Origin of the sequence: Bradyrhizobium sp. 137 (assembly GCF_023074095.1) — a bacterium.
In the GTDB taxonomy this organism is placed as follows: domain Bacteria; phylum Pseudomonadota; class Alphaproteobacteria; order Rhizobiales; family Xanthobacteraceae; genus Bradyrhizobium.
In genome coordinates this window covers 100361-121188 of record NZ_JADPKU010000082.1, presented here as the reverse complement: position 1 = coordinate 121188, position 20828 = coordinate 100361, and the positions used below count along the sequence as shown (strand labels likewise).

18 protein-coding genes and 1 pseudogene are annotated in these 20828 nt (G+C 63.1%); 6 read left to right on the top strand and 13 right to left on the bottom strand.

Annotated features, from left to right (window positions below; genetic code table 11):
* Positions 1-52: 52 nt before the first annotated feature.
* From IVA78_RS24280 to IVA78_RS24265, 4 genes are all read right to left on the bottom strand, one after another.
* On the bottom strand, positions 53-1432 hold the full coding sequence (locus IVA78_RS24280; RefSeq protein ID WP_247279297.1) for an MFS transporter: 1380 nt from the start codon (positions 1430-1432) through the stop codon (positions 53-55).
* A 339-nt stretch (positions 1433-1771) separates the two neighbouring features.
* Entirely contained in the window at positions 1772-2566 is a 795-nt protein-coding gene (locus IVA78_RS24275) for an ABC transporter ATP-binding protein (protein WP_247279296.1), read from the bottom strand.
* Positions 2567-2577: 11 nt separating this feature from the next.
* Positions 2578-3474, bottom strand: a complete 897-nt coding sequence (gene ntrB, locus IVA78_RS24270) for a nitrate ABC transporter permease (protein ID WP_247279295.1) — start codon at positions 3472-3474, stop codon at positions 2578-2580.
* 61 nt (positions 3475-3535) lie between these two features.
* Positions 3536-4855, bottom strand: a complete 1320-nt coding sequence (locus IVA78_RS24265; RefSeq protein ID WP_247279294.1) for a CmpA/NrtA family ABC transporter substrate-binding protein — start codon at positions 4853-4855, stop codon at positions 3536-3538.
* A gap of 669 nt (positions 4856-5524) precedes the next feature.
* Between IVA78_RS24265 and IVA78_RS24260 the strand changes: the two genes are divergently transcribed.
* Together IVA78_RS24260 and IVA78_RS24255 are read left to right on the top strand one after the other, a co-directional pair.
* On the top strand, positions 5525-6364 hold the full coding sequence (locus tag IVA78_RS24260; protein WP_247279293.1) for a formate/nitrite transporter family protein: 840 nt from the start codon (positions 5525-5527) through the stop codon (positions 6362-6364).
* A gap of 66 nt (positions 6365-6430) precedes the next feature.
* On the top strand, positions 6431-8161 hold the full coding sequence (locus tag IVA78_RS24255) for a bifunctional protein-serine/threonine kinase/phosphatase (protein WP_247279292.1): 1731 nt from the start codon (positions 6431-6433) through the stop codon (positions 8159-8161).
* A gap of 23 nt (positions 8162-8184) precedes the next feature.
* Here IVA78_RS24255 and IVA78_RS24250 read toward each other — a convergent pair.
* Positions 8185-8850: pseudogene (locus tag IVA78_RS24250) on the bottom strand (SDR family oxidoreductase).
* Between the two features lie 38 nt (positions 8851-8888).
* The gene (locus IVA78_RS24245) at positions 8889-9758 is read right to left on the bottom strand and encodes an NmrA/HSCARG family protein (protein WP_247279291.1); all 870 of its coding nucleotides are present in this window, start codon (positions 9756-9758) and stop codon (positions 8889-8891) included.
* A 102-nt stretch (positions 9759-9860) separates the two neighbouring features.
* Between IVA78_RS24245 and IVA78_RS24240 the strand changes: the two genes are divergently transcribed.
* A complete protein-coding gene (locus IVA78_RS24240; RefSeq protein ID WP_247279290.1) occupies positions 9861-10754 on the top strand; it encodes a LysR family transcriptional regulator in 894 nt (297 codons plus the stop codon).
* 30 nt (positions 10755-10784) lie between these two features.
* Here the strand turns inward: IVA78_RS24240 and IVA78_RS24235 are convergent, their stop codons facing one another.
* Positions 10785-11702 (bottom strand): intradiol ring-cleavage dioxygenase, encoded by a 918-nt coding sequence (locus IVA78_RS24235; protein ID WP_247279289.1) that lies wholly within the window; start codon positions 11700-11702, stop codon positions 10785-10787.
* 172 nt (positions 11703-11874) lie between these two features.
* Here IVA78_RS24235 and IVA78_RS24230 point away from each other — a divergent pair, with 172 nt between their 5' ends.
* Positions 11875-13149: a serine hydrolase domain-containing protein gene (locus tag IVA78_RS24230; protein WP_247279288.1), complete on the top strand. Its 1275-nt coding sequence runs from the start codon at positions 11875-11877 to the stop codon at positions 13147-13149.
* Positions 13150-13200: 51 nt separating this feature from the next.
* Here the strand turns inward: IVA78_RS24230 and IVA78_RS24225 are convergent, their stop codons facing one another.
* The 4 genes from IVA78_RS24225 to IVA78_RS24210 all read right to left on the bottom strand — a co-directional run bounded on the left by IVA78_RS24225 (position 13201) and on the right by IVA78_RS24210 (position 16723).
* Complete coding sequence (locus IVA78_RS24225; protein ID WP_247279287.1) at positions 13201-14520, bottom strand: TRAP transporter large permease; 1320 nt, start codon at positions 14518-14520, stop codon at positions 13201-13203.
* Positions 14517-15032 (bottom strand): TRAP transporter small permease subunit, encoded by a 516-nt coding sequence (locus tag IVA78_RS24220; protein ID WP_247468270.1) that lies wholly within the window; start codon positions 15030-15032, stop codon positions 14517-14519. Before IVA78_RS24220 ends, IVA78_RS24225 begins: the two co-directional genes overlap by 4 nt.
* An 81-nt stretch (positions 15033-15113) precedes the next feature.
* Positions 15114-16112 carry a TRAP transporter substrate-binding protein gene (locus IVA78_RS24215; RefSeq protein ID WP_247279285.1) on the bottom strand — a complete coding sequence of 333 codons (999 nt, stop codon included), beginning with the start codon at positions 16110-16112 and terminating at the stop codon, positions 15114-15116.
* Positions 16113-16489: 377 nt separating this feature from the next.
* On the bottom strand, positions 16490-16723 hold the full coding sequence (locus tag IVA78_RS24210) for a hypothetical protein (RefSeq protein ID WP_247279284.1): 234 nt from the start codon (positions 16721-16723) through the stop codon (positions 16490-16492).
* Positions 16724-16860: 137 nt separating this feature from the next.
* Here IVA78_RS24210 and IVA78_RS24205 point away from each other — a divergent pair, with 137 nt between their 5' ends.
* Complete coding sequence (locus IVA78_RS24205; protein WP_247417319.1) at positions 16861-17205, top strand: DUF1236 domain-containing protein; 345 nt, start codon at positions 16861-16863, stop codon at positions 17203-17205.
* Positions 17206-17546: 341 nt separating this feature from the next.
* Entirely contained in the window at positions 17547-19004 is a 1458-nt protein-coding gene (locus IVA78_RS24200; protein WP_247279337.1) for a sensor histidine kinase, read from the top strand.
* Positions 19005-19265: 261 nt separating this feature from the next.
* Here the strand turns inward: IVA78_RS24200 and IVA78_RS24195 are convergent, their stop codons facing one another.
* Entirely contained in the window at positions 19266-19997 is a 732-nt protein-coding gene (locus IVA78_RS24195) for a cytochrome c biogenesis protein CcdA (RefSeq protein WP_247279282.1), read from the bottom strand.
* A gap of 205 nt (positions 19998-20202) precedes the next feature.
* Positions 20203-20469, bottom strand: a complete 267-nt coding sequence (locus tag IVA78_RS24190; protein ID WP_346015484.1) for a hypothetical protein — start codon at positions 20467-20469, stop codon at positions 20203-20205.
* Positions 20470-20828: the final 359 nt, after the last annotated feature.

Genomic DNA, 20828 nt, shown 5'->3' with positions numbered 1-20828 from the left:
TGCGGTGGAGCTTCTCCCCGCGTACGGGGAGAAGCGAGCTTCGTACCGAGTGTCACACTCTTGCTTCCGCAAGGCTCGACGCGCCTTCACCCTGCGGGCTGCGACGCAGGTAGAACCACCAGGTCAGAGCGAGGCAGGAGGCGTAGAAGGCGAGATAGATCGCGAGCGCGAGCTGCGGTCCGCCGGTCAGGGCGATCGACTTGCCGAAGCCGGTCGGGATCAGGTAGCCGCCGACCGCGCCGATCGCACCGATGAAGCCGACCGCCGCGCCGCTCTCGATGCTCGCCGTCTTCAGCGCGAGTGCGCGCGCCGTATCACCCTTGCCGCGCACCTTGAACAGATTCTCCTCGCGAAAGATCGAAGGGATCATGCGATAGGTCGAGCCGTTGCCGATGCCCGTCGTCACGAACAGGATCAGGAACATCGACAGGAAGCCGATGAAATCCTTCTGTCCCACGAAGTAGAGCACGCCAACCGTGGCGCCCGCCATCATGATGAAGTTCCAGAAGGTGATGATCGAGCCGCCGATCTTGTCGGCAAGCCAGCCGCCGAGCGGGCGCGAGAGCGAGCCGACCAGCGGTCCCATGAACGCGATCGAGATCGTCACGGCCGGGAATTGCGTCTTGATCAGCAGCGGGAACGCGGCGGAGTAGCCGATGAAGGATCCGAACGTGCCGATATAGAGGTACGCCATGATCCAGGTGTGCTTGCGCTTGACGATCGCGAGCTGGTTCTTCACCGACGATTTCGCCGAGGTCAGATTGTTCATGAAGAACACGGCGCCGAACACCGCGATCGCGATCGGCAGCACCCACATCAGGCCGGCGTTCTGGAGGAAGACGCCGTCGACGGGCGTGGCCTGGAACAGGTTGATGACCGCGAGCGTCATCAAGATCGGGGTCAAGAGCTGCACGCTGGAGACGCCGATATTGCCGCCGGCGGCGTTGAGGCCGAGCGCCCATCCCTTCATCCGGTCGGGGAAGAAGAAGGAGATGTTGGTCATGCTGGAGGCGAAATTGCCACCGCCAAGGCCCGCGGCCGAGGCAACCAGCAGCATCAGCCAGAACGGCGTGTCGGGTTGGCTCACGAAATAGGCAAGCGACAGCGTCGGAATAAACAGGATCGCTGCACTGAAGACGGTCCAGTTGCGGCCCCCGAAGGTCGTCACGGCAAATGTGTAGGGGAAGCGCATCAGGGCGCCGATCAGGCCCGGCACGGCGACGAGCTGGAACAGCTGGTCGGTGGTGTAGTGGAAGCCCGCCTGCGGCAGCTTGGTGGCGACGATGCTCCAGATCAGCCAGACCGAGAAGCCGATATGCTCGGCCACGATCGACCAGATCAGGTTGCGTCGCGCGATGGTCTTGCCAGTCGTATTCCAGAACGCCTCATCTTCGGGGCGCCAGTCTGAAATCCAGGTTGGATTCTTCGTCATTGAGTATCCCTTCTAGGCTCACCGCTGCGTCGTTGCAGGCTCAGCCTCCGGCCACGGAGGCACGCTCCGAGGCGTCACCCCGGTGGCGAGTTCACGATGCTGATTGATGATGTTGAGGGACGTCGTCGTTGGCGTCGCGCAATCACATTTCAATTTCCGTGCCAGTTGCGCGCACGCTGGAAATATAGGGATTTCAGTACGTTATTCGTATTGCCCGAATTTCTTGCAAGGCCTTTCCGCACGCTAAATTTGCGATTCGCTCAATCCTTGTGCGACGCACAAGGATTGAGCGACATGTCAATTAATTAGGCGCGCGCATGTCGCGCGTTAACGCTTCGGTTACGCGGCCTCGATGAAGCGATGGCGCTCGTAGAGGAATTCGAGCACGCGCTGCCGGCACTTCAAGTAGGTGGCGCTGGTCGCAAGCTCGAGCCGCTTGCGCGGCCGCGTTAGCGGCACCTCCAGCACCTCACCGATGCGCGCGCTCGGCCCATTTGTCATCATGACGATGCGGTCGGACAACAGCACCGCCTCGTCCACGTCGTGAGTAATCATCAGGATGGTGTTGCCGAGCTTCTGATGCAGCGCCATCACGGAGTCCTGGAGATGCGCTCGGGTCAGCGCGTCGAGCGCGCCGAACGGCTCGTCGAGCAGCAGCACCTTCGGCTCCATCGCCAGCGCCCGCGCAATGCCGACGCGCTGCTTCATGCCGCCGGAGATTTCGGAAGGACGCTTGTCCCTGGCGTGGGCCATCTGCACCAGGCTGAGATTGTGCATCACCCAGGCGTCGCGTTCGGCGCGGGATTTGGTCCTGGAAAAGACCTTATCGACGCCGAGCCTGACGTTCTCGTAGACGGTCAGCCACGGCAGCAGGCTGTGGTTCTGGAACACGACGGCGCGATCGGGCCCCGGCGAGTTGACCTCGCGATTCTCCAGCAGCACGCCGCCGGTGGTCGCGCCGGTCAGGCCTGCGATGATGTTGAGCAGGGTCGACTTGCCGCAGCCGGAATGACCGATGATCGAGACATATTCGCCCTTCTCGATCGTCAGGTTGATCTCCTTGAGCACCTCCGTGGTGGCCGCGCCGCGGGTGAAGACCTTGTCGATGTGGTCGAGCTTCAAATAGGCGGTCATGTGCCCTCCTCTCAATTCTGCGCGGTGCCGCGGGTGACGAACTTGCCGATGCCCGCGATCAGGCGGTCCAGCACGAAGCCGACGATGCCCACATAAAACAGCGCCAGGATGATCTCGCTGATATGCGAGGAGTTCCAGGCGTCCCAGATGAAGAAGCCGATGCCGACGCCGCCGATCAGCATTTCGGCGGCGACGATCGCGAGCCACGACAGGCCGATGCCGATGCGCAGGCCGGTGAAAATGTAGGGCGCGGCCGCCGGAATCATGATCTTGGAGAAGAACTCGAGCGGATTGAGCTGCACCACGGCCGCGACGTTGCGATAGTCCTGCGGGATGTTGCGGATGCCGACCGCGGTGTTGATGATGATCGGCCAGATCGAGGTGATGAAGATGACGAAGATCGCCGAGGGCTGGCCGTCGCGAAAGGCGGCGAGCGAGAGCGGCAGCCAGGCGAGCGGCGGGATGGTGCGCAGCACCTGGAATAGCGGATCGAGCCCGCGCATCGCCCAGACCGACTGTCCGACCAGCACGCCCAACGCGATGCCGGCGATCGCTGAGAGCGAATAGCCGAAGGCGACGCGCTGGAGACTTGCGGAGAGATGCCAGAACAGGCCCTTGTCGATACCGCCATGGTCGAAGAACGGATCGAGGATCAGCTCCTTGGTGTCCTTGAACACCTTTGATGGTGGCGGCAGCGCCGAGCCGGCGCGGCGGCAGACCAGCTCCCAGACCAGCGTCAGCAGCGCGATCACGACCAGCGGCGGGATCACGCGCGCGGCCGTCTGCCGCGCCATGCGTGCGTAAGCTTCGGTGCGCGGGGGACGCTTTGGCGTCATCGCGACGACCGGCGCGGCGCTGGCCGCAGGCGTCGCCGTTTCAATCTCAATCTTGGCGGCGGACATATTCATTGCAATCTCTCTCCGGCTTCAAAAGACGATGCGGCCGCGCAAAGGCGGCCGCTGGCCCCCATCAGACTTCGACACGTTTGATCGCGAGCGACTTCAGATAAGCAGCCGGATTTTCCGGATCGAATACCTTGCCGTCGAAGAAGGTTTCCTTGCCGCGCGAGGTGGAGGCCGGGATCTCGGAGGCCGCGACACCGAGCGTCTTGGCCGCATCGCGCCACATGTCCTCGCGATTGACCTTGGCGATCAGCGCCTTGGTGTCGAAATTCGCCTCGTACTTGCCCCAGCGGATGTCCTCGGTGAGGAACCAGAGATCGTGGCTCTGGAAGGGGTACGAGGCGAAGTCGCGCCAGTACTTCATGATGTGTGGAGAGTTCTCCACCACCTTGCCGGGGATGCCGTAGTCGAACTTGCCTGCGGTACGATCGAGCACGTCCTCGACCGGGCAGTTCATCCACTGCCGCTTGCCCATGATGGCGGCAAGCTCGGCCTTGTTCTCGGCCTTGTCGGCCCATTGCTGGGCTTCCATCACCGCCATCAATAGCGCCTTGGCGGCCTTTGGGTATTTGTCGACGAAGGCGGCGCGCATGCCGAAGGATTTCTCCGGATGCTTATTCCAGAGCTCGCCGGTCGTTACCGCGGTGTAGCCGATATTCTGATGGATCAGCTGCAGATTCCAGGGCTCGCCGACGCAGAAGCAGTCCATGGTGCCGACCTTCATGTTGGCCACCATCTGCGGCGGCGGCACGACGATGGTCTCGATGTCCTTGTCGGGATCGATGCCGCCGGCGGCGAGCCAGTAGCGGATCCAGAGATCATGCGTGCCACCGGGAAAGGTCATTGCCGCCTTCACGGCCTTGCCGGACGCCTTCTTCTTGTCCAGCGCAGCCTTGAAGGGCGTCGCATCGACGCCGAGCTTGAGGTCAGCATATTCGTTCGCAACGGAGATGCACTGGCTATCGAGATTGAGCCGGGCCAGGATGTACATCGGCGTCGGCTGGTTGTTCTGCGTCACCTTGCCGGCCGAGATCAGATACGGCATCGGGGTGAGGATATGTGCGCCGTCGATGCCATTGCCTTCGGAGCCGAGCACGAGGTTGTCGCGCGTCGTGCCCCAGGAGGCCTGCTTCTGCACGTCGACGTCGGGCATGCCGTGCTTGGCGAACAGCCCCTTGTCCCTGGCGACGAACAGCGGGCCAGCGTCGCTGAGCGCGATGAAGCCGAGCTTGGCGCCCTTGACCTCAGGGCCTGCCTCCTGCGCGAAGACGCCGGCGGGAAAATTCAGTTTTGCGGCGGCGAGAAGTGCGGCGGTAGCGCCGGTCGCCTTCATCAATTGGCGGCGGCTAAGCCCGTTATCCGAGGGCCGGCGGGTGCGCTTGGTCATAGGCAGGTCGTCCTTTGCGTCGTTGCAGAATTGATGGCTTCAGTGCACACGATCAGCCCGTCCGTCCGGCGGCGCCGTATTTGGCGCATGCGAACGCACGACCGGGGAAACCCCCGTCCGGTGGCGTCGGCAAGTCGGATGAGAAGTCTCGCGGGACGGCTTCAATGGCGTCGGCACGGAACTATTCAAGCTTCGTGCCAAGCCTGATGGCCATAATAGGTAAGAACAATCAACATGTTATTGGAATTGCGGCAGGCTGCCGCATCACCGCTTCGCATGTGAAACTTGCGATCTGCTCAATCTTTGTGCGACGCACAAACCTTGTGCAGCAGCTCAAGCAGGAGGCCGACAGGCGCTTCGGGGACCGTTTGAGCAGAGACACATCCCGCTGATATCGCTTCATTTTTCCTCCGCGCACGAGCGGCACGCAACTTGCATTTACTTGGGCGTCAACGAAGACTGCGGCTTGCCGCATGGTTGCAGCCTCTGGCGGCTGCATTCCGGAAGCTCAACTGCTTCGCGGTCCTCTCGCTCGTCGTGACGCGATTCCCAAGGCTTCCAACTCCATAGCCCTCGTGCGCGGCAGGCCAGCCCGCACGACGCCAAGACGTTCAGCGCGCTCTCCATGAGGGTGTGTCGATCTCACTTACGAAGCAAAAGGATCCATTGATGTCGTATCTCGCGCCTTCGGAATTCGTCACCAAGATGGTGGATGCGGGCGAGTCCAAGATCTTCATGTCCACCCGGGATACCATCATCCGCGCCTACATGGCCGGCGCCATCCTCACGCTCGCCGCATGGTTCGCTGTCACGATCAACGTCAACACCGGCCAGCCGTTGGTCGGCGCGCTCTTGTTTCCGGTCGGATTCGTCATGCTGTACCTCCTGGGCTTCGATCTCCTGACCGGTGTGTTCGTGCTCTCGCCGCTCGCCCTGATCGACAAGCGTCCCGGCGTCACACTCGGCGGCGTGCTGCGCAATTGGGGCTTGGTGTTCGTCGGTAACTTCGCCGGCGCGTTCACGGTCGCCTTCATGATGGCCTTCGTCACGACCTTCGGCTTCACACAGCCGCCTGACAAGGTCGGCACCGCCATCGGGATCATCGGCGAAAGCCGGACGCTCGGCTACGCCGCGCATGGTGCGGCCGGAATGGCGACGCTGTTCATGCGCGGCATGCTCTGCAACTGGATGGTCTCGACCGGCGTCGTCGGCGCGATGATTTCGACCTCGGTCCCCGGCAAGGTTATTGCGATGTGGATGCCGATCCTGGTGTTCTTCTACATGGTGTTCGAGCATTCGGTCGTGAACATGTTCCTGTTCCCGTCAGGACTGCTGCTCGGCGCAAAGTTCTCGATCCTGGACTATTTGATCTGGAACGAGATCCCGACCGTGCTCGGCAACCTCGTCGGCGGCCTGGCCTTCACCGGCATGACCCTCTACGCTACGCACGTCATGACCCTGCCGAAGCGCGAGGTCGGCAAGGCTACGAAGCCCCGCGTTGCGGCCTGATCGAATACGTCTCGACAGAGGAGCCTCGCCTGCGCAGGGTGAGGCTCCTCTTTCCTGGTGACGACGATGACCCCCGGACTCCTGATTTCGGTCGGCCAGCACTCCGACAAGGGTCGCAAGCCCCTCAACCAGGATTTTCACGGCGTCCTCATTCCAGAGGAGCCGCTGCTCAGCCTGAAGGGCATCGCCGCCGTCCTCGCCGACGGCATTTCGAGCAGCACGGTGAGCCAGATCGCCAGCGAGTCGGCGGTCAAGAGCTTCCTGATGGACTATTACTGCACGTCGGAATCCTGGACGGTGAAGACGTCTGCCCGCCGCGTGCTGGATGCCACCAATTCCTGGCTGCACGCGCAGACGCGCAAGAGTCAATACGCCTATGATCGCGACAAGGGCTATGTCTGCACCCTCACCGCCATGGTCATCAAGGCGACCACCGCGCATATCTTCCATGTCGGTGACTGCCGCGTCTACCGCGTCGCCGGTAAGGCGCTCGAGCAACTGACCGACGATCACCGGATCATCGTGTCGTCGGAGCAGACTTATCTCGGCCGCGCACTCGGCATCAATCCGCAGCTCGAGATCGACTATCAGGCCTTCGAGATCGAGGCGGGCGACACCTTTCTGCTGGCGACCGACGGCGCCTACGAATTCGTCGACGCGCGCTTCGTCACGAGCGCGCTGAACGAGCACGCAGGCGAGCTCGACGCGGCGGCCAAGGCCATCGTCGAGGAAGCCTACCGGCGCGGCAGCGACGACAACATCACGGTCCAGATCCTGCGCATCGATGCAGTGCCCCAGCGCGAGCCGGCCGGCATCTTCAATCAGACGTCCCAATTGCCGCTGCCTCCGCTGCCGGAACCGCGCGCGATCTTCGACGGCTACCGGATCATCCGCGAGATCCACGGCAGCAGCCGCAGTCATATCTACTTTGCCGTCGACACCGAGACCGAGGAGCCGGTCGCGCTCAAGCTGCCGTCGGTCGACCTGCGCGATAACGCCGCCTATCTCAAGCGCTTCCTGATGGAGGAATGGATCGCGCGCCGGATCGACAGCCCGCACGTGCTGAAGCCGCGGTCACAGTCGAGACGGCGCAGCTATCTCTACATCGCGACCGAATTCGTCGAAGGCCAGACCTTGAAGCAGTGGATGACCGACAATCCACGCCCCGATCTCGAAACCGTCCGCGGCCTGATCGAGCAGGTCGCCGCGGGCTTACGCGCCTTCCACCGCATGGAGATGCTGCATCAGGACCTCAGGCCGGACAACATCCTGATCGACAAGACCGGCACCGCCAAGATCATCGACTTCGGATCGGTCAGGGTGGCCGGCGTCGCGGAAGCGGCGCCGCGAGACGAGGCCGACGACATCCTGGGAACGGTCCAGTACACGGCGCCGGAGTACTTTCTCGGCGAAGGCGGCTCGCCGCGCTCCGACATGTTTTCGTTGGCTGTGATCTGCTACCAGATGCTGACGGGGAAGTTGCCCTATGGCACCCAGGTTGCCCGAATTCGGCGCAAGGCGGACGTGCGGCGACTTCAGTATCGCCCGGCCGACGAGGACCGCAATGTGCCGGCCTGGGTCGACGGCGCGCTCAGGCGCGCGCTACATCCCGATCCCTACAAGCGGCACGAGGATCTGTCCGAATTCGTCTACGAGCTCCGCACGCCCAATCCGGTCTATCTCGACACGCGGATCACGCCGCTTTTGGAGCGCAGTCCGCTGATGTTCTGGAAATTGACCACGGCGGCGCTCGCCTGCGCGGTCGTCGTGCTGCTGGCGATATTGCACGCGCGCTGATCAGGGGCGTGGCCTCGCAGGGCTCACCACGTGATCAGCGGAGACTGATGCAGCCATGCATCGGCGCGCACCTGATCCAGCACGAATTTTGCGACGTCTGCGCGCGCTATGCTGCCGCCATGGAAGTCCGAAAGATCCGTCAGGGCCCGCACCGAGCCGCGGCCGGGCTTGTTGTTCAGGGCGGAAGGAGGAACCAGGACCCCAGTCCAGCCCGCTGTCTCTGACGATGGCTTCCTGCCGGTTCTTGTCGGCGTACACCTTCTTCAGGAGGAGCGGAAAGATCACATTGTCGGCGAGAAAGCCGCCGTGCCCGGCGCCGTCGCCGGCGCCGATCCCCGTAATGCAAACCAGACGGGAGACATGTTTGGCCTTCACTCGCGCTCACGAGCGCGCGCGTCGCGCTCGAGAGAAGCGTTACCTTGCGGAACGGGCTTACCGGTGTACCCAGCGCACTGACGACGGCGTCACGGCCTTCGAGGGCTTCGAGCAAAACTGTTTCGTCGCGGGCGTCTCCTCGCCCCCGTGATGTCACTCGCCTTTTCGGCGGAACGCACCAGCACGGTGACCTCGTACCCCCGCGCCACCGCCTGGCTGACGATCAGCCGGCCGGTGGCGCCGGTGGCGCCAAGTACCAGTATCTTCGCTGCGCCCTCCGGATTCGCCGGAACGGCGCCGGTCGAAGCGATCATGATCGAATTCCTTGTGAGGATTGGGGCGTGCCGTATCGTCAGGCGGAGGCGGCGATCTCGGAGACGAAGTCGCGATAGGAGCGCAGGGGACGGCGCAGCAGCGCGGTCAGACGCTCGACGTCGCCGGCCTCGGGCACCATTCCCTCGGTGAGGAAACGCTCGCTCATCAGCCGCATGTCGAAGGCCATCCAGCTCGGCATGAACTGCCTGAGATTCTTCTCGAAGCCGGCGGTATCGTCGCCGGGATAGGCGATGGTGCGACCCAGAACCTCCGACCAGACGGCGGCGGCTTTCGCGCCGGTCAGCGTTTCGGGACCGACGAGATTGATGCGGTCGAGCGGCAGCGAGGCTGCGGCTCGCTCTCGACGGATCAGTTCGATGGCGGCGATCTCGCCGATGTCGCGTGCATCGATCATGGCGAGTCCCTTGCTCCCGATGGGCATCGGATAGATGCCGTATCCGGTCACCACGTCCTTGATCGTGACGTCGTTGTTCATGAAGTAAGCGGGGCGCAGGATGGTGGCGTTGAAGCCCATCTGCTCGATCATCCGCTCGACACCGAACTTGCCGGCAAAGTGCGGCACGTTCACGTAGCGATCGCTGTGGATCACCGAGAGGTAGACGACCCGCTCGACGCCGGCCTCGCGGGCCACGTTGAGCGCAATCAGCGCCTGCGTGAATTCATCCGGCACCACTGCGTTGAGCAGGAACAGGGTCGAGACTCCGCTAAACGCGCCGCGGAGCGCGTCGACATCGAGCAGGTCGCCCTGCACGACATTGACGCCTGTCGGGAGGTTTGCCTTTGCAGGATCGCGGGCGAGAGCACGGACATCGGCGCCGCGCTTGACGAGTTGTTCGACGACGTGGCGGCCAATGGTGCCGGTTGCGCCGGTAACGAGGATGGTCATGGGATCACTCCGGGTTGGGTGCAGAAGACACAAGGGAAATTAGTGATCCACATTTGAACCGATAGACGATATATGTAGACTGACCGTCTCACTGGTGGAACGATGGACCTGCTCGCACTCGCCGATTTCAACCTCGTCGCCCGACACGGCGGGTTCGGACGCGCCGCACGGGCCGCCGGGCGCCCGAAAGCCACCCTGTCCCGACGGGTCGCCGAGCTGGAGGCCGCGCTCGACCTGCGCCTGTTCGAGCGCGGCGCGCGCGCCCTGAAACTCACGCAGGAAGGACGCGCCCTTTACGAGCGGACGGGGGCATTGCTCGTCGAGCTCGACGAGGCGGCCGCGGCAATCGCTTCGGGTGGGGACAGGCCGCGGGGTCGCCTGCGGATCAGCGCGCCTTTGCTGTTTTCGCAAACTGCAATGGGGAATCTCGCGGCCGGGTTCGCGCTCAGATATCCGGAGGTCCGTCTTGAGGTCACGACGGAAGATCGCTCCGTGGACATGGTGGAGGAAGGGTATGACCTCGTCATTCGGGTCAATCCGGCTCCGGACGAGAGCCTTGTGGGCCGGATCTTTCTGCGCGACCGGCTAGTGGTCGTGGCGAGCCCGGATTTGAAGCGACCGCGGGACGGTATCGCTGTGCCGGCTGTCATGCGCGGAGCGGGCGACCAGCTAACAACCTGGGAGGTGACGGTGCCAGGCGGACGATCGCGCATCACGGTTGATCCGGTCCTTCGCCTGTCATCGCTCGTCATGGTCCGCGATGCAGTCCGGGCGGGCGTCGGCGCCGCGCGCCTTCCCGTGTCACTGGTCAGTCACGACCTGGCTGCCGGCACGCTGGTGCATTGGGGCAACATCGACGGACCAGAGATCGCGTTGTGGACGCTCTATCCATCGCGGCGGCTCTTGAGCGCGCGCGTATCCGCCTTCCTCGACTTCATGAAAGAAGCCTTTCCGATGGGGACGCCTGACGAGTTGGCGGCCTTCATCGGGCGCTGAGAGGCGGCGCGCGCTGCTCGCGCCTGACCGTCAGGCCGGCTCCTCCGCCTTCGTCCCCAGCGGCTTCGGCGCCATACCGCCGCCCGGCTTGAGGTGGAATTCATAGCTCATCAGGTGCCACTGCCCGTTCGCCCTGGTGCCGTCGGGCATCTCAAGGTCGTTGCGCGGCTCGACCTTGGCCACCAGATCGTCCTTCACACCGAACACCACGTCGGAATCCAGGTATTTGTCGCCATCCATGAAGACGTGGGTGATCAGCGGCTCATAACCCTTTGCATTGACCAGGAAATGGACATGCGCCGGGCGCATCGGGTGGCGGTTGGTCTGCATGATCATCTCGCCGACCGGACCGTCGGTCGGGATAGGGTAGCTGCACGGCAGGATGGTGCGAAAGAAGAACCGGCCGTCGTCATCGGTGATGAAGCGCGCCCGCGCTGAGGCGCCGACCTCGTCATAGTTCGGCTTCTGTGAATCGTAGAAGCCGTCATCGTCGGCATGCCAGACGTCGACGGGGACATTCGCGAGCGGCTTGCCCTTGAGATCGGTGACGCGGCTCTGCACGAACATCCGTTCGCCGGTCTGATTGTTCGGCGAGATGTCGGTGCCGTGCGCGGTCACCTTGTGCTCGCCGACGTAGAACGGGCCGAGCACCGTGGTCTGGGTGGCGCCCTCGCGGTCGCGGTGATTGACTGCGTCGACCAGCATGGAGACGCCGAGCACGTCGGATAGCAGGATGAACTCCTGGCGGGTGTCGGTGCATTTCTGGCCGGTGCGGGTCAGGAAATCGATGGCGTATTCCCACTCCTCGAAGGTGAGACCGGTCTTGCTCACGTAATCGTGCAGCGACTTCACCAATTCCTGGAGCAGGAATTTCGCGCGCGGGTCGGGTGTCTGGTCAAAGCTCCGGACGACGGCTTCGGTGAGCTCGGTCTCGTTGAACTGGGTCATGGTGCGTTTGCCTGCGTTTTCTCGTTGGCCCGTTGGGATCTCTTGGGCTGCTTGGAGGCGTTCCAGGTTGGAGCCTACACTAACCGGCCGCCCGGCGTTAAGCGCGACCAGCTTGGAATGAGCCCGCCATTTCGGCTATCAACGGAGCGACAAAAACTGCCCGGAGGAACAGATGCTCGCGCCCACACCCGCCTCGCCCGAATGCGTCGGCATGTCTAAGACCGCACTGGACCGCGTCGATACGCATCTGAAGAACCGGTACATCGACGCGGGCCGGTTCCCCGGCGCGCATCTCCTCGTCTACCGCCGCGGCAAGGTCGCACACAGCTCGGTTCAGGGCCTTGCCGACGTCGAGCGCAAAGTGCCGGTCAAGGACGACACCATCTACCGCATCTATTCCATGACGAAGCCGCTCACCAGCATCGCCTTCATGATGCTGGTCGAGCAAGGTCTCGTCGCGATCGACGAGCCTGTCGCCAAGTACATTCCGGAATGGAAGGATCTCGGCGTATTCGTCGCCGGCACCTACCCGGCCTTCCTGACCCGGCCGCCGTCCCGGCCGATGCTGATCGTCGACCTCCTGCGCCATACTTCCGGCCTCACCTACGGCTTCCAGCAGCGCTCCAATGTTGATGCCGCCTATCGCGCCGAGAAGATCGGGGAGGTCGAGAAGTCCGGCACGCTCCAGACCATGATCGAGAGCCTTGCAAAGATCCCGCTGGAGTTCTCGCCGGGCGAGGCCTGGAACTACTCGGTCGCGACCGACGTGCTCGGCTATCTCGTCGCCAAGATTTCAGGCATGCCGTTCGAGCAGTTCCTGAAAGCGCGCATCCTCGATCCACTCGGCATGACCGACACCGACTTCCACGTGCCAGCCTCGAAGGCGCATCGTTTCGCGGCCTGCTATTCCGCCGATCCAGGCGGCGGAATGACGTTCCATGCCGGCCAGCGGCGCGAGGGCCTGACGCTCCAGGATGATCCGGCAACCAGCTCGTTCCTGTCGCCGCCCTCCTTCATCTCCGGCGGCGGCGGGCTGTGCTCGACGGTCGCCGATTATCTCACCTTCTGCCGCGCGCTGCTCAACGGTGGCGAGCTCGGCGGCGTCAGGCTGATCGGGCCGAAGACGCTGGCGCTGATGACGAGCAACCACATTCCGGGCGGACGCTTCCTGCCCGAGGTGTCACGCTCGCTGTTTTCGGAAGCTGCCTATAACGGAATCGGCTTCGGCCTTGGCTTTGCCGTGACCATGCGCCCGGCCGACACGCTGATCGCCGGCAGCCCCGGCGAATACAATTGGGGCGGCGCGGCGACGACCTCGTTCTGGATCGACCCCGCCGAAGAGCTGATCACGATCTTCATGACGCAGGTATTGCCCTCGAGCGCCTATCCGATCCGTCGCGAGCTGCGCAGCATGGTCTACGCCGCGATCACCGAGAGCAATCTGTAAGGGATGGAATGGATCCCGCGGCCTTGGCCGCGGGATCGCGCCATCAGACGCTCATTTGAGCATCTCCGGCACGATCAGACGCGGCAAGAACAGCGACACGCTCGGCCAAACGATGAGCGCCGCCAGCACGAGCAGCATCGGAATCAGCATGATCACCGTGTCCTTCAGAGCATAACGCAGCCGCACGCCCGCGATCGAACAGGCGATCATCAGACATAGACCATAGGGCGGCGTCACCAGTCCGAAGGCCAGCGAGACGATGGAGATGATCGCGAACTGGACCGGATGGAGGTCGACGGATTTAGCCAGCGGCTCCAGCACCGTGCCGACGATGATGATCGCCGGGATGGCGTCGAGGAAGCAGCCCACCACCAGGAAGCAGAAGGCGATGAAGAAGCCGGCCCCGACGCTGCCCATGCCCCATGTCGAGACGTTGGCCAGCAGCTCTTGCGGGATCCTGTAATAGGCAAGCAGCCAGCCAAACGCGCTCGCGGTGCCGACGCAAAACAGCGCCACGCCGGAAAGGCGCCCGGTATCGAGCAGGGCCTTGTATAATTCGCGCGGGCCTGTCTCGCGATAGAAGAACGCCGAGAGCGCGACGGAATAGAGCACCGCGACGCAGGCGGACTCGGTTGCAGTGAACCACCCGAGCAGAATGCCGCCGACGATGATGAACGGAGTCATCAGCGCTGGTATCGACCGCCAAATGGCGCATCGCATCTCGACCCAGGTCGCCTTCGGATAGGTCGGGTAGCCGCGGCGCACGGCATAGACGTGCACCGTTGCCATCTGCGCGCCCGCGATCAGCAGGCCCGGCACGATGCCGGCCAGATACATCGCCGCGATCGAGGTCGAGATCAGCCCGCCCCAGACGATCATGAGGATCGACGGCGGGATGATGACAGCCAGCACCGCAGAAACCGCGGTGATGGCGATGGAAAAGGAGAGATCGTAGCCTTCCTTGGTCTGTGCATCGATGAAGATCTTTGATTGGCTCGCCGCGTCGGCGGTGGAGGACCCGGAGATTCCTGCAAAGAACACCGACAGCACGACGTTGATCTGCGCCAGGGATCCCGGCCAGTGCCCGACCAACGATCGCGATAGCGCCACCAGGCGGTCGGTGATGCCGCCGATGCTCATCAGATTCGCCGTCAGCAGGAAAAACGGGACCGCGAGCAGGATGAATGAATTGTACGCGTTGAAGGTCTCCTGCGCGAGCGTCATCAGTGACAGGTGCGGCTCGATCAGCAGGATCGGCACGCAGGCAAGGCCGAGCGCGAAAGCGACCGGCACGCGCACGATGAGCAGGCCGATGAAAACCCCGAACAGCACCATCGCGGCCTGTCCAGCAGAGAGTACATTGCCGCTCATCGCCCCGCCCCAACCAGAACGCGCATTTCATCAATGATCTGTTCGCCTGCAAAGACGATCCACGTCGCGCCGGTCACGGGCCAGGCAATGTGAATCAACCAAAGCGGCAGATCGGCCAATTCCGAAGTTCTGTTCCAGGCGAAGCGGGTAAACTCCATGCCGGCCAATAGGAACACCAGCGCCAATGCCAGCACGCCGAGACGGGCGAGGATCCGCACCGCGGCCTCCGATCGCCGCGACAGATTGGGCCACACGTCGACCTCAAAATGCTGCGCTTCCCGCACACCGACCATGGCCCCGATCATGATCGTCCAGATGAAGAGAAACCGCGCCATCTCCTCCGTCCAGATGTAGGAAGGAATGAAGGGCGTGTAGCGCGAGATGATTTGCAGCGTGACCGGAAGAACCAGGATACCGACGCTGGCGGCCAGCAGGAATTCCAGCAGCTTCCCATAGGCCGCCGTGACGCGACGCCACAACGACGGTGCGGACGGGACGGGCATTTCAGACATTGGGGCTCCCTGCGGCAGTTCATCCGCCTTCCGGGCAAGAAGCGGGGCCTGCCCGGACTAATGTCGGCGGACAGAGCGACCTCAGACGACGTTGATCTTCTCGAAAATGGCTTCGGCACCAATTTCCTTGGCGTAGGTGGCCATCACGGGATCGGCGAGCTTCTTCATGGCGTCGCGCTCCTCGAAGGGAACGCGCTTGAGCTTGCCGGCCTTCTCGAGCGTGTCGAGCTTGACGACCTCTTCGCTCGACTCGAGCTGACGGCCGTAGTCGCCTGCCTCCTTGCCGGCCTTCATGATCGCGTCCTGCAGATCCTTCGGCAAGGTCTTCAGCGTCTTCACCGAGAAGCAGATCGGCCGGATCGACACCGCGTGCTGCGTCAGGCTGAGATGCGGGGCCACTTCATAGAACTTCATCGCTTCGACGCCGGCCGCCTCGTTTTCGCCGGCCGATATCACACCATTCTGAATCGCGTTGTAGATCTCGTTATAGGCGATCACCGTCGGGCTCATGCCGACCGCCGCAAACGTCTTCGACCAGATCGGCGCGCCCTGCACGCGAACCTTGAGACCCCTAAGATCGGCGAGATTCTTGAGCGGCTTGTTGGCGAAGATGTTGCGGATGCCACCGCCGGCATAACCGATCAGAACGACCTCGGCCTTCGCCGCGACCTCGTCGGCGATCGGTGTCAGGATATTGGCCTCGACGACCTTGTTCATGTGCTCGATGCCCTTGAACACGAAGGGCGCATCGATGAATGGGGCCGCCTTGGCGAAGGTCGACATATGGGCCGGCGAGACGATGCCGTAATCGACCGCCTTGCCCTGCGACATATACTCGAAATATTGCTTCTCGAGGCCGAGCGAGGAGTTCTTGTGCAGCGTGAAGTTGACGGGCTTGCCGTAGTACTTCCTCACCAGCTCCTCGAACCGGATCAGCGCCCGGTTGAAGGCATGATCGTCGTTGAACTGGACGGCGCCGTTCAGCGTGATCGGTGCTTGCGCCCTGAGGATCGACGGCATGCCGATCGTAGCCGCCGCAGCGGTCGCACCGATACCAGCGAGAAATGACCTTCGCTTCATCGTCTCCCCTCCCTTTGATGCTCCGCCCCTGTGGCCGGGGCGTGAGCGCGGCCGGCTTACGGCCGGCGTTCGGGGAGCGTATGAAAAACTACGGCGGGACGGAAGTCATTTCGCGTACGTTGTCGCTCCTCTTCGTCGCAGAGCTGCGCCTGCGCGATCTGTTGCACTGCAACTCGCGTTCCTGCTGGCGCAAGGCCGCATGCGCCACTTCCGGCTCTCGTAAAAGCGGAAGGCTTGCGGGCCTGTGCGCTGCACGCAGAGGTCCGCCCGCCTCCCGCGAGAGGCCTAGTGCATGTGGCCAATCAGATAGATGCCGCCGCCGATCACAACGATCGCCGGCACGGCCCAGAGAATAAATACGGGCATCAACACTCTCCCTAATTGGATGTGCAGACCTTGACGGTCTTCATGCTGCTCTCAGCCTCGGTACGCGTCTTGTAGACCGTGCCCGAAGGGCTGACGACGGTCATGGAGGCGTCTGTCGGCTTCTTATCGACGACAGTGCACTTCTTGGTCTTGACGTCCTGGACGACGTAGAACTCGTCGGCCGCGAACGCTGGCATGGAGAAAGCAGCAACCATCAGTGCTGCGGTCGCAATCTTCAGCTTCATGTTTTCCTCCTCCAACTTCCGGGCAGTTTGGCCCGGTCAATTTACAACGGGAAAAAGCGGCAACTTGTTCCCTGGGCTGGGAACCTCGCTCACCCCAAGTTGTTGGTGGCACACTTAATTCTTTTGAGGAGAACGAGATGAAAAAACTGTTCCTGCTGTCCGCTGCGGCGGTCCTGATTTCGACCAGCGCTTTCGCGCAGTCCACTGTGGTGACCACCACCGGAACCGGTCACGCGGCGACAGTTCAGATCGAGCCGCAATACCGGACCAAGATCAAATCCTACATCACCGAGCACCGCGTCCGTCCGGTGACGACGAAGGAAAAGATTGTCGTCGGCGCGACGGTGCCGGGTGACGTCGAGCTTGAGGCCGTTCCGGCGGATTGGGGGCCGTCGCTGACGAAGTACCGCTATGTCTATTTCGGCGATCGCGTGATGCTGGTGGATCCGGGTTCACGCACGGTCGTTCAGGAAATCGATTGATCACGACGTGACCTCCGGCGGCTGTCGCCAGCGGCGGCCGCCCACTTGGAGTTGACCGCATGAAATCGCATCGAGAGGCCCGGATCGCCGGGCTCAGTCTGGCGGCTGTCTACGCCACGTGCCTGCTATTGACCGCGATCGCGATGATCTGACCCCCGCCCCGGCTGCATCCCAAAATCTCCCGGCCTGCTCGCGGATGCGAAAAATCGTGGCGCCGGAGAAGTGCTGCCCTTATGGTCTTGCCAAAACCATAATCTAGCGCCGCTGCGCTGGAATCGGGACGCCCGCGTTTGTCAAAGCTTACCCTGCCGGTCCGGCTCGCTCTCCTGGTCGCGGGAACGATGTTGCCGCTGATCATTTTCGCGGTCGGCATCGCCGTCTACAATTACAAGCAGGATCGAACTGACGCGACCAGCCGCGTGCTGGAGAACGTGCGCAGCATGCGCCTTGTGCTGGACTCCGAAGTGCAGCGGATGACCGGCGGCCTGCAGGTCCTGGCGCTGACGAATTCGCTGCGCAACGACGACTTCCAGAACTTCCGCCGCATCGCGCTCGGCTTCCTCGACCAGTATGGCAAGGGCGGTCTCGTGTTGATCTCCGACCGCAAGGGCCGGCTGTTGTTCTCCTCGACGACGGACGACATCGCGAGCCTGCCGCGGCGCGGCAATCTGGAGATCATCGAAAAGGTATTCGCAACCAGGTCGCCGCAATATTCCGACCTGTTCACCGGCGCGATCAACGGGCGGCAGGTGCTCACCGTCGAGGTCCCGGTATTGCGCGATGGCGAGGTGATCTACGATCTCTGCTTCAGCCCGCCGATCAGCATCTTTCAGGAGCTGCTGGAGAAGCAGCGCCCCGACCGGCTTTGGACAGTGGCCCTGCTCGACACCAAGGCCGTCGTATTCGCGCGCGCACCGAACCCTGCCGAGACGGTCGGCAAGCAGGCTTCCGGCGCGCTATACGATGCGATGTCTCGGACGTCGGAGGCAGCCCTTTCGACCGTTTCGCTCGACGGGATCGCGCTCTCCTCAGCTTTTACCAGGTCGCACCTAACCGGTTGGACGGTCGTGGCTGGCGTCGCCGAGAGCTCGTTGATCGCGCCGCTCTGGCACAACATCGCCATCACCAGCCTGATCGGCGGCATCCTGCTGCTGACCGGCCTGACCTTCGCAGTCAGGATGGCGACCACGATTGCGCGCGGTGAGATGCTGCACAATCTGCTGATTGAGGAGCTCAACCACCGGGTCAAGAACACGCTGGCCCTGATGCAGGCGATCGCGGTGCAGACCTTCCGCAGCGCCAGCCGGGACGAGCGGACCAAGTTCGAGGGACGGCTCGGCGCGCTGGCCGAAGCGCACAATCTCTTGAGCCAGGAGAAGTGGGCGGGCTCGGAGCTGAGAGGCGTTATTGCCCGCGCAATTCAGCCGTTCCTGCTCGCCAAGCCCGACCGCATCCGCATGGCCGGCCCGGCTGTGCCGCTGTCGCCGCGGCTCGCCGTGGTGCTGTCGATGATCGTGCACGAGATCGCCACCAACGCCGCGAAATACGGCGCGCTGTCCAACGAGACCGGCCGGGTGACCCTGGACTGGGAGGTCATCGCCGATGCGCCGAAGCCGCGGCTGCGGCTGATCTGGACCGAGATCGGCGGACCGCCGGTGACGGCCCCAGTGCAACGCGGCTTCGGCTCGCGCCTGATCGAGCGCAGCGCGCGCGACCAGCTCGGCGGCGAGGCAACCGTCGACTTCCTGCCGCGCGGCGTCGTCTGCACGGTGACGTGCGCGCTGGATGAGATGCGGTGAACGGAATGAAGGGGCATCGGCGATGAGAATCAACCATGTGCAGATCCTCGAAGCAAAAGCTTTCGCCGCCTGGCGGGCGTCCTCGCTCTGTTGATCAGAGCGTTGCGACCCCTGCTGAGAAGCGCGAAAACGAAAACGCTCGGATCGTACAAACTCCGTAGCGTCTTTGCTTCGTCTCAGCGCCGTCTTCATGTTCACAGAGCTGATGTCAGGCTTTCATCAGTCGGGCGGTTGCCTGACCTGCAGCGAGAAATAGCCAATCTACCCGATCGTCTGCAACGCCGGGAACGTCTCCAGCAGCCAGATGCTCACGTTCGACACCGCGCCGGTGAGGAAGCCGATGCCGGTGATCACCATCAATACGCCCATGGCGCGCTCGACGTTGACGAGCTGGCCCTTCATCCGTGCGAACAGCGCGGAGAACTGCTCGATCATCAGGGCGGCGATCAAGAAGGGAATGCCGAGGCCCGCGGAATAGACAGCGAGCAGGCCCGCGCCCTTGGTGACCGTCGCTTCGGCCGCGGCAATCGACAGGATCGCGGCGAGGATCGGGCCGATGCAGGGCGTCCAGCCGAACGCAAAGGCGAGCCCCATGATGTAGGCGCCCCAGAGCCCGACGGGCTTCGGGATCGGCAGCCGGCCCTCGCGCATCAACAGGCCGATCCGCGTCAGTCCCAGGAAGTGCAGGCCCATGATGATGATGACGATGCCTGCGAGAATCGACAGCTCGGCCGACCAGGCGCGGATCAGGCCTCCGATCAGCGAGGCACTGGCACCGAGCGCCACGAACACGGTCGAGAAGCCAAGCACGAACAGGAGTGCCGACATCATGATCGCGCGCTTGGACGCCGCGGCCGGCTGGTCGCTTTCGACATGCTCGATCGTGGCGCCCGTAAGATAGATCAGATAGGGCGGGACCAAAGGCAGGACGCACGGCGAGAGGAAGCTGACCAGGCCGGCAATCAGCGCCGCCGGAATCGAAACATTTTGCATGATGCAGTCGGAGCCATCTCAGGCCCGGCACGAGGCGCGGGGAACGCGCGCGGACCGGACCGAACCGGCTCTGGTGTAACCGATGGCTAAGAATGCGCAACAGAGGTGCGCGAAATCCAGGGCTCCTCCCGATGCCGCCCCTGATCACAGATGCGGCATCGGGATGCGCTCAAATCTCGCCGAAAAGCGAGACTCGGCGGCGCGGCTACTTCACCACGCGGAGCAGCGGACGCCGGGGCTGGACCTGCGTCTGCTTGGAAGGGGACGGCGGTTCGCTCGCAGCGCTCCGCAGCATTTCGTCGCACAATGCCTTGAGATCGGCATCGTCAATGCCTTTTAGCTTCATCCTGACGTCGAGAATGACAATGGACAGCAGCTCGGCCGACTCGCGGCTGTTGCTCGCATTGAGAACCCTGCGGCACTCCTCGAGCGTTTCCAGCACCGACTGCAAATGTTCGTCTGAATGCGACACCGGCGTTCTTTCCGTTAAATCGGCCTGCGAGACGTGGTTGTGACGACCCCTTCGGCCCCCGTGGAGCGACAAGGATAACATGAGGCCTCTGAGCCTCTGAACACGATTTCAGTGTGTCTCTGCGGTGAAACCGCGGTTCCCGCCAACATCGTCCCACGACGCCACCGGCAACCATCGGAGCGATCCGGGACCAAACGTCTGGTGTGCAGCGATTGATCCATCCGGGACGATGGCAACGGCTCGCGCGCATGAACGTCCATTGCGGACAGCTCCGACAATCCCGCAGCCATCTCAAGGCTCGCAACGGAACTCACGCAATGACCCCTCAAACGAGCAACAGTCTGCCCGATTCCAACCCC

What these genes read in the sequence shown, in the direction of transcription:
- IVA78_RS24275 (WP_247279296.1), bottom strand. Translation starts at nt 2,566, where the DNA reads ATGACCGCCTATTTGAAGCTCGACCACATCGACAAGGTCTTCACCCGC.
- IVA78_RS24240 (WP_247279290.1), top strand. Translation starts at nt 9,861, where the DNA reads ATGGACCTGCTCGCACTCGCCGATTTCAACCTCGTCGCCCGACACGGC.
- IVA78_RS24235 (WP_247279289.1), bottom strand. Translation starts at nt 11,702, where the DNA reads ATGACCCAGTTCAACGAGACCGAGCTCACCGAAGCCGTCGTCCGGAGC.
- IVA78_RS24265 (WP_247279294.1), bottom strand. Translation starts at nt 4,855, where the DNA reads ATGACCAAGCGCACCCGCCGGCCCTCGGATAACGGGCTTAGCCGCCGC.
- IVA78_RS24245 (WP_247279291.1), bottom strand. Translation starts at nt 9,758, where the DNA reads ATGACCATCCTCGTTACCGGCGCAACCGGCACCATTGGCCGCCACGTC.
- ntrB (WP_247279295.1), bottom strand. Translation starts at nt 3,474, where the DNA reads ATGAATATGTCCGCCGCCAAGATTGAGATTGAAACGGCGACGCCTGCG.
- IVA78_RS24225 (WP_247279287.1), bottom strand. Translation starts at nt 14,520, where the DNA reads ATGAGCGGCAATGTACTCTCTGCTGGACAGGCCGCGATGGTGCTGTTC.
- IVA78_RS24200 (WP_247279337.1), top strand. Translation starts at nt 17,547, where the DNA reads ATGTTGCCGCTGATCATTTTCGCGGTCGGCATCGCCGTCTACAATTAC.
- IVA78_RS24260 (WP_247279293.1), top strand. Translation starts at nt 5,525, where the DNA reads ATGTCGTATCTCGCGCCTTCGGAATTCGTCACCAAGATGGTGGATGCG.
- IVA78_RS24205 (WP_247417319.1), top strand. Translation starts at nt 16,861, where the DNA reads ATGAAAAAACTGTTCCTGCTGTCCGCTGCGGCGGTCCTGATTTCGACC.
- IVA78_RS24230 (WP_247279288.1), top strand. Translation starts at nt 11,875, where the DNA reads ATGCTCGCGCCCACACCCGCCTCGCCCGAATGCGTCGGCATGTCTAAG.
- IVA78_RS24255 (WP_247279292.1), top strand. Translation starts at nt 6,431, where the DNA reads ATGACCCCCGGACTCCTGATTTCGGTCGGCCAGCACTCCGACAAGGGT.
- IVA78_RS24280 (WP_247279297.1), bottom strand. Translation starts at nt 1,432, where the DNA reads ATGACGAAGAATCCAACCTGGATTTCAGACTGGCGCCCCGAAGATGAG.
- IVA78_RS24220 (WP_247468270.1), bottom strand. Translation starts at nt 15,032, where the DNA reads ATGTCTGAAATGCCCGTCCCGTCCGCACCGTCGTTGTGGCGTCGCGTC.
- IVA78_RS24210 (WP_247279284.1), bottom strand. Translation starts at nt 16,723, where the DNA reads ATGAAGCTGAAGATTGCGACCGCAGCACTGATGGTTGCTGCTTTCTCC.
- IVA78_RS24215 (WP_247279285.1), bottom strand. Translation starts at nt 16,112, where the DNA reads ATGAAGCGAAGGTCATTTCTCGCTGGTATCGGTGCGACCGCTGCGGCG.
- IVA78_RS24195 (WP_247279282.1), bottom strand. Translation starts at nt 19,997, where the DNA reads ATGCAAAATGTTTCGATTCCGGCGGCGCTGATTGCCGGCCTGGTCAGC.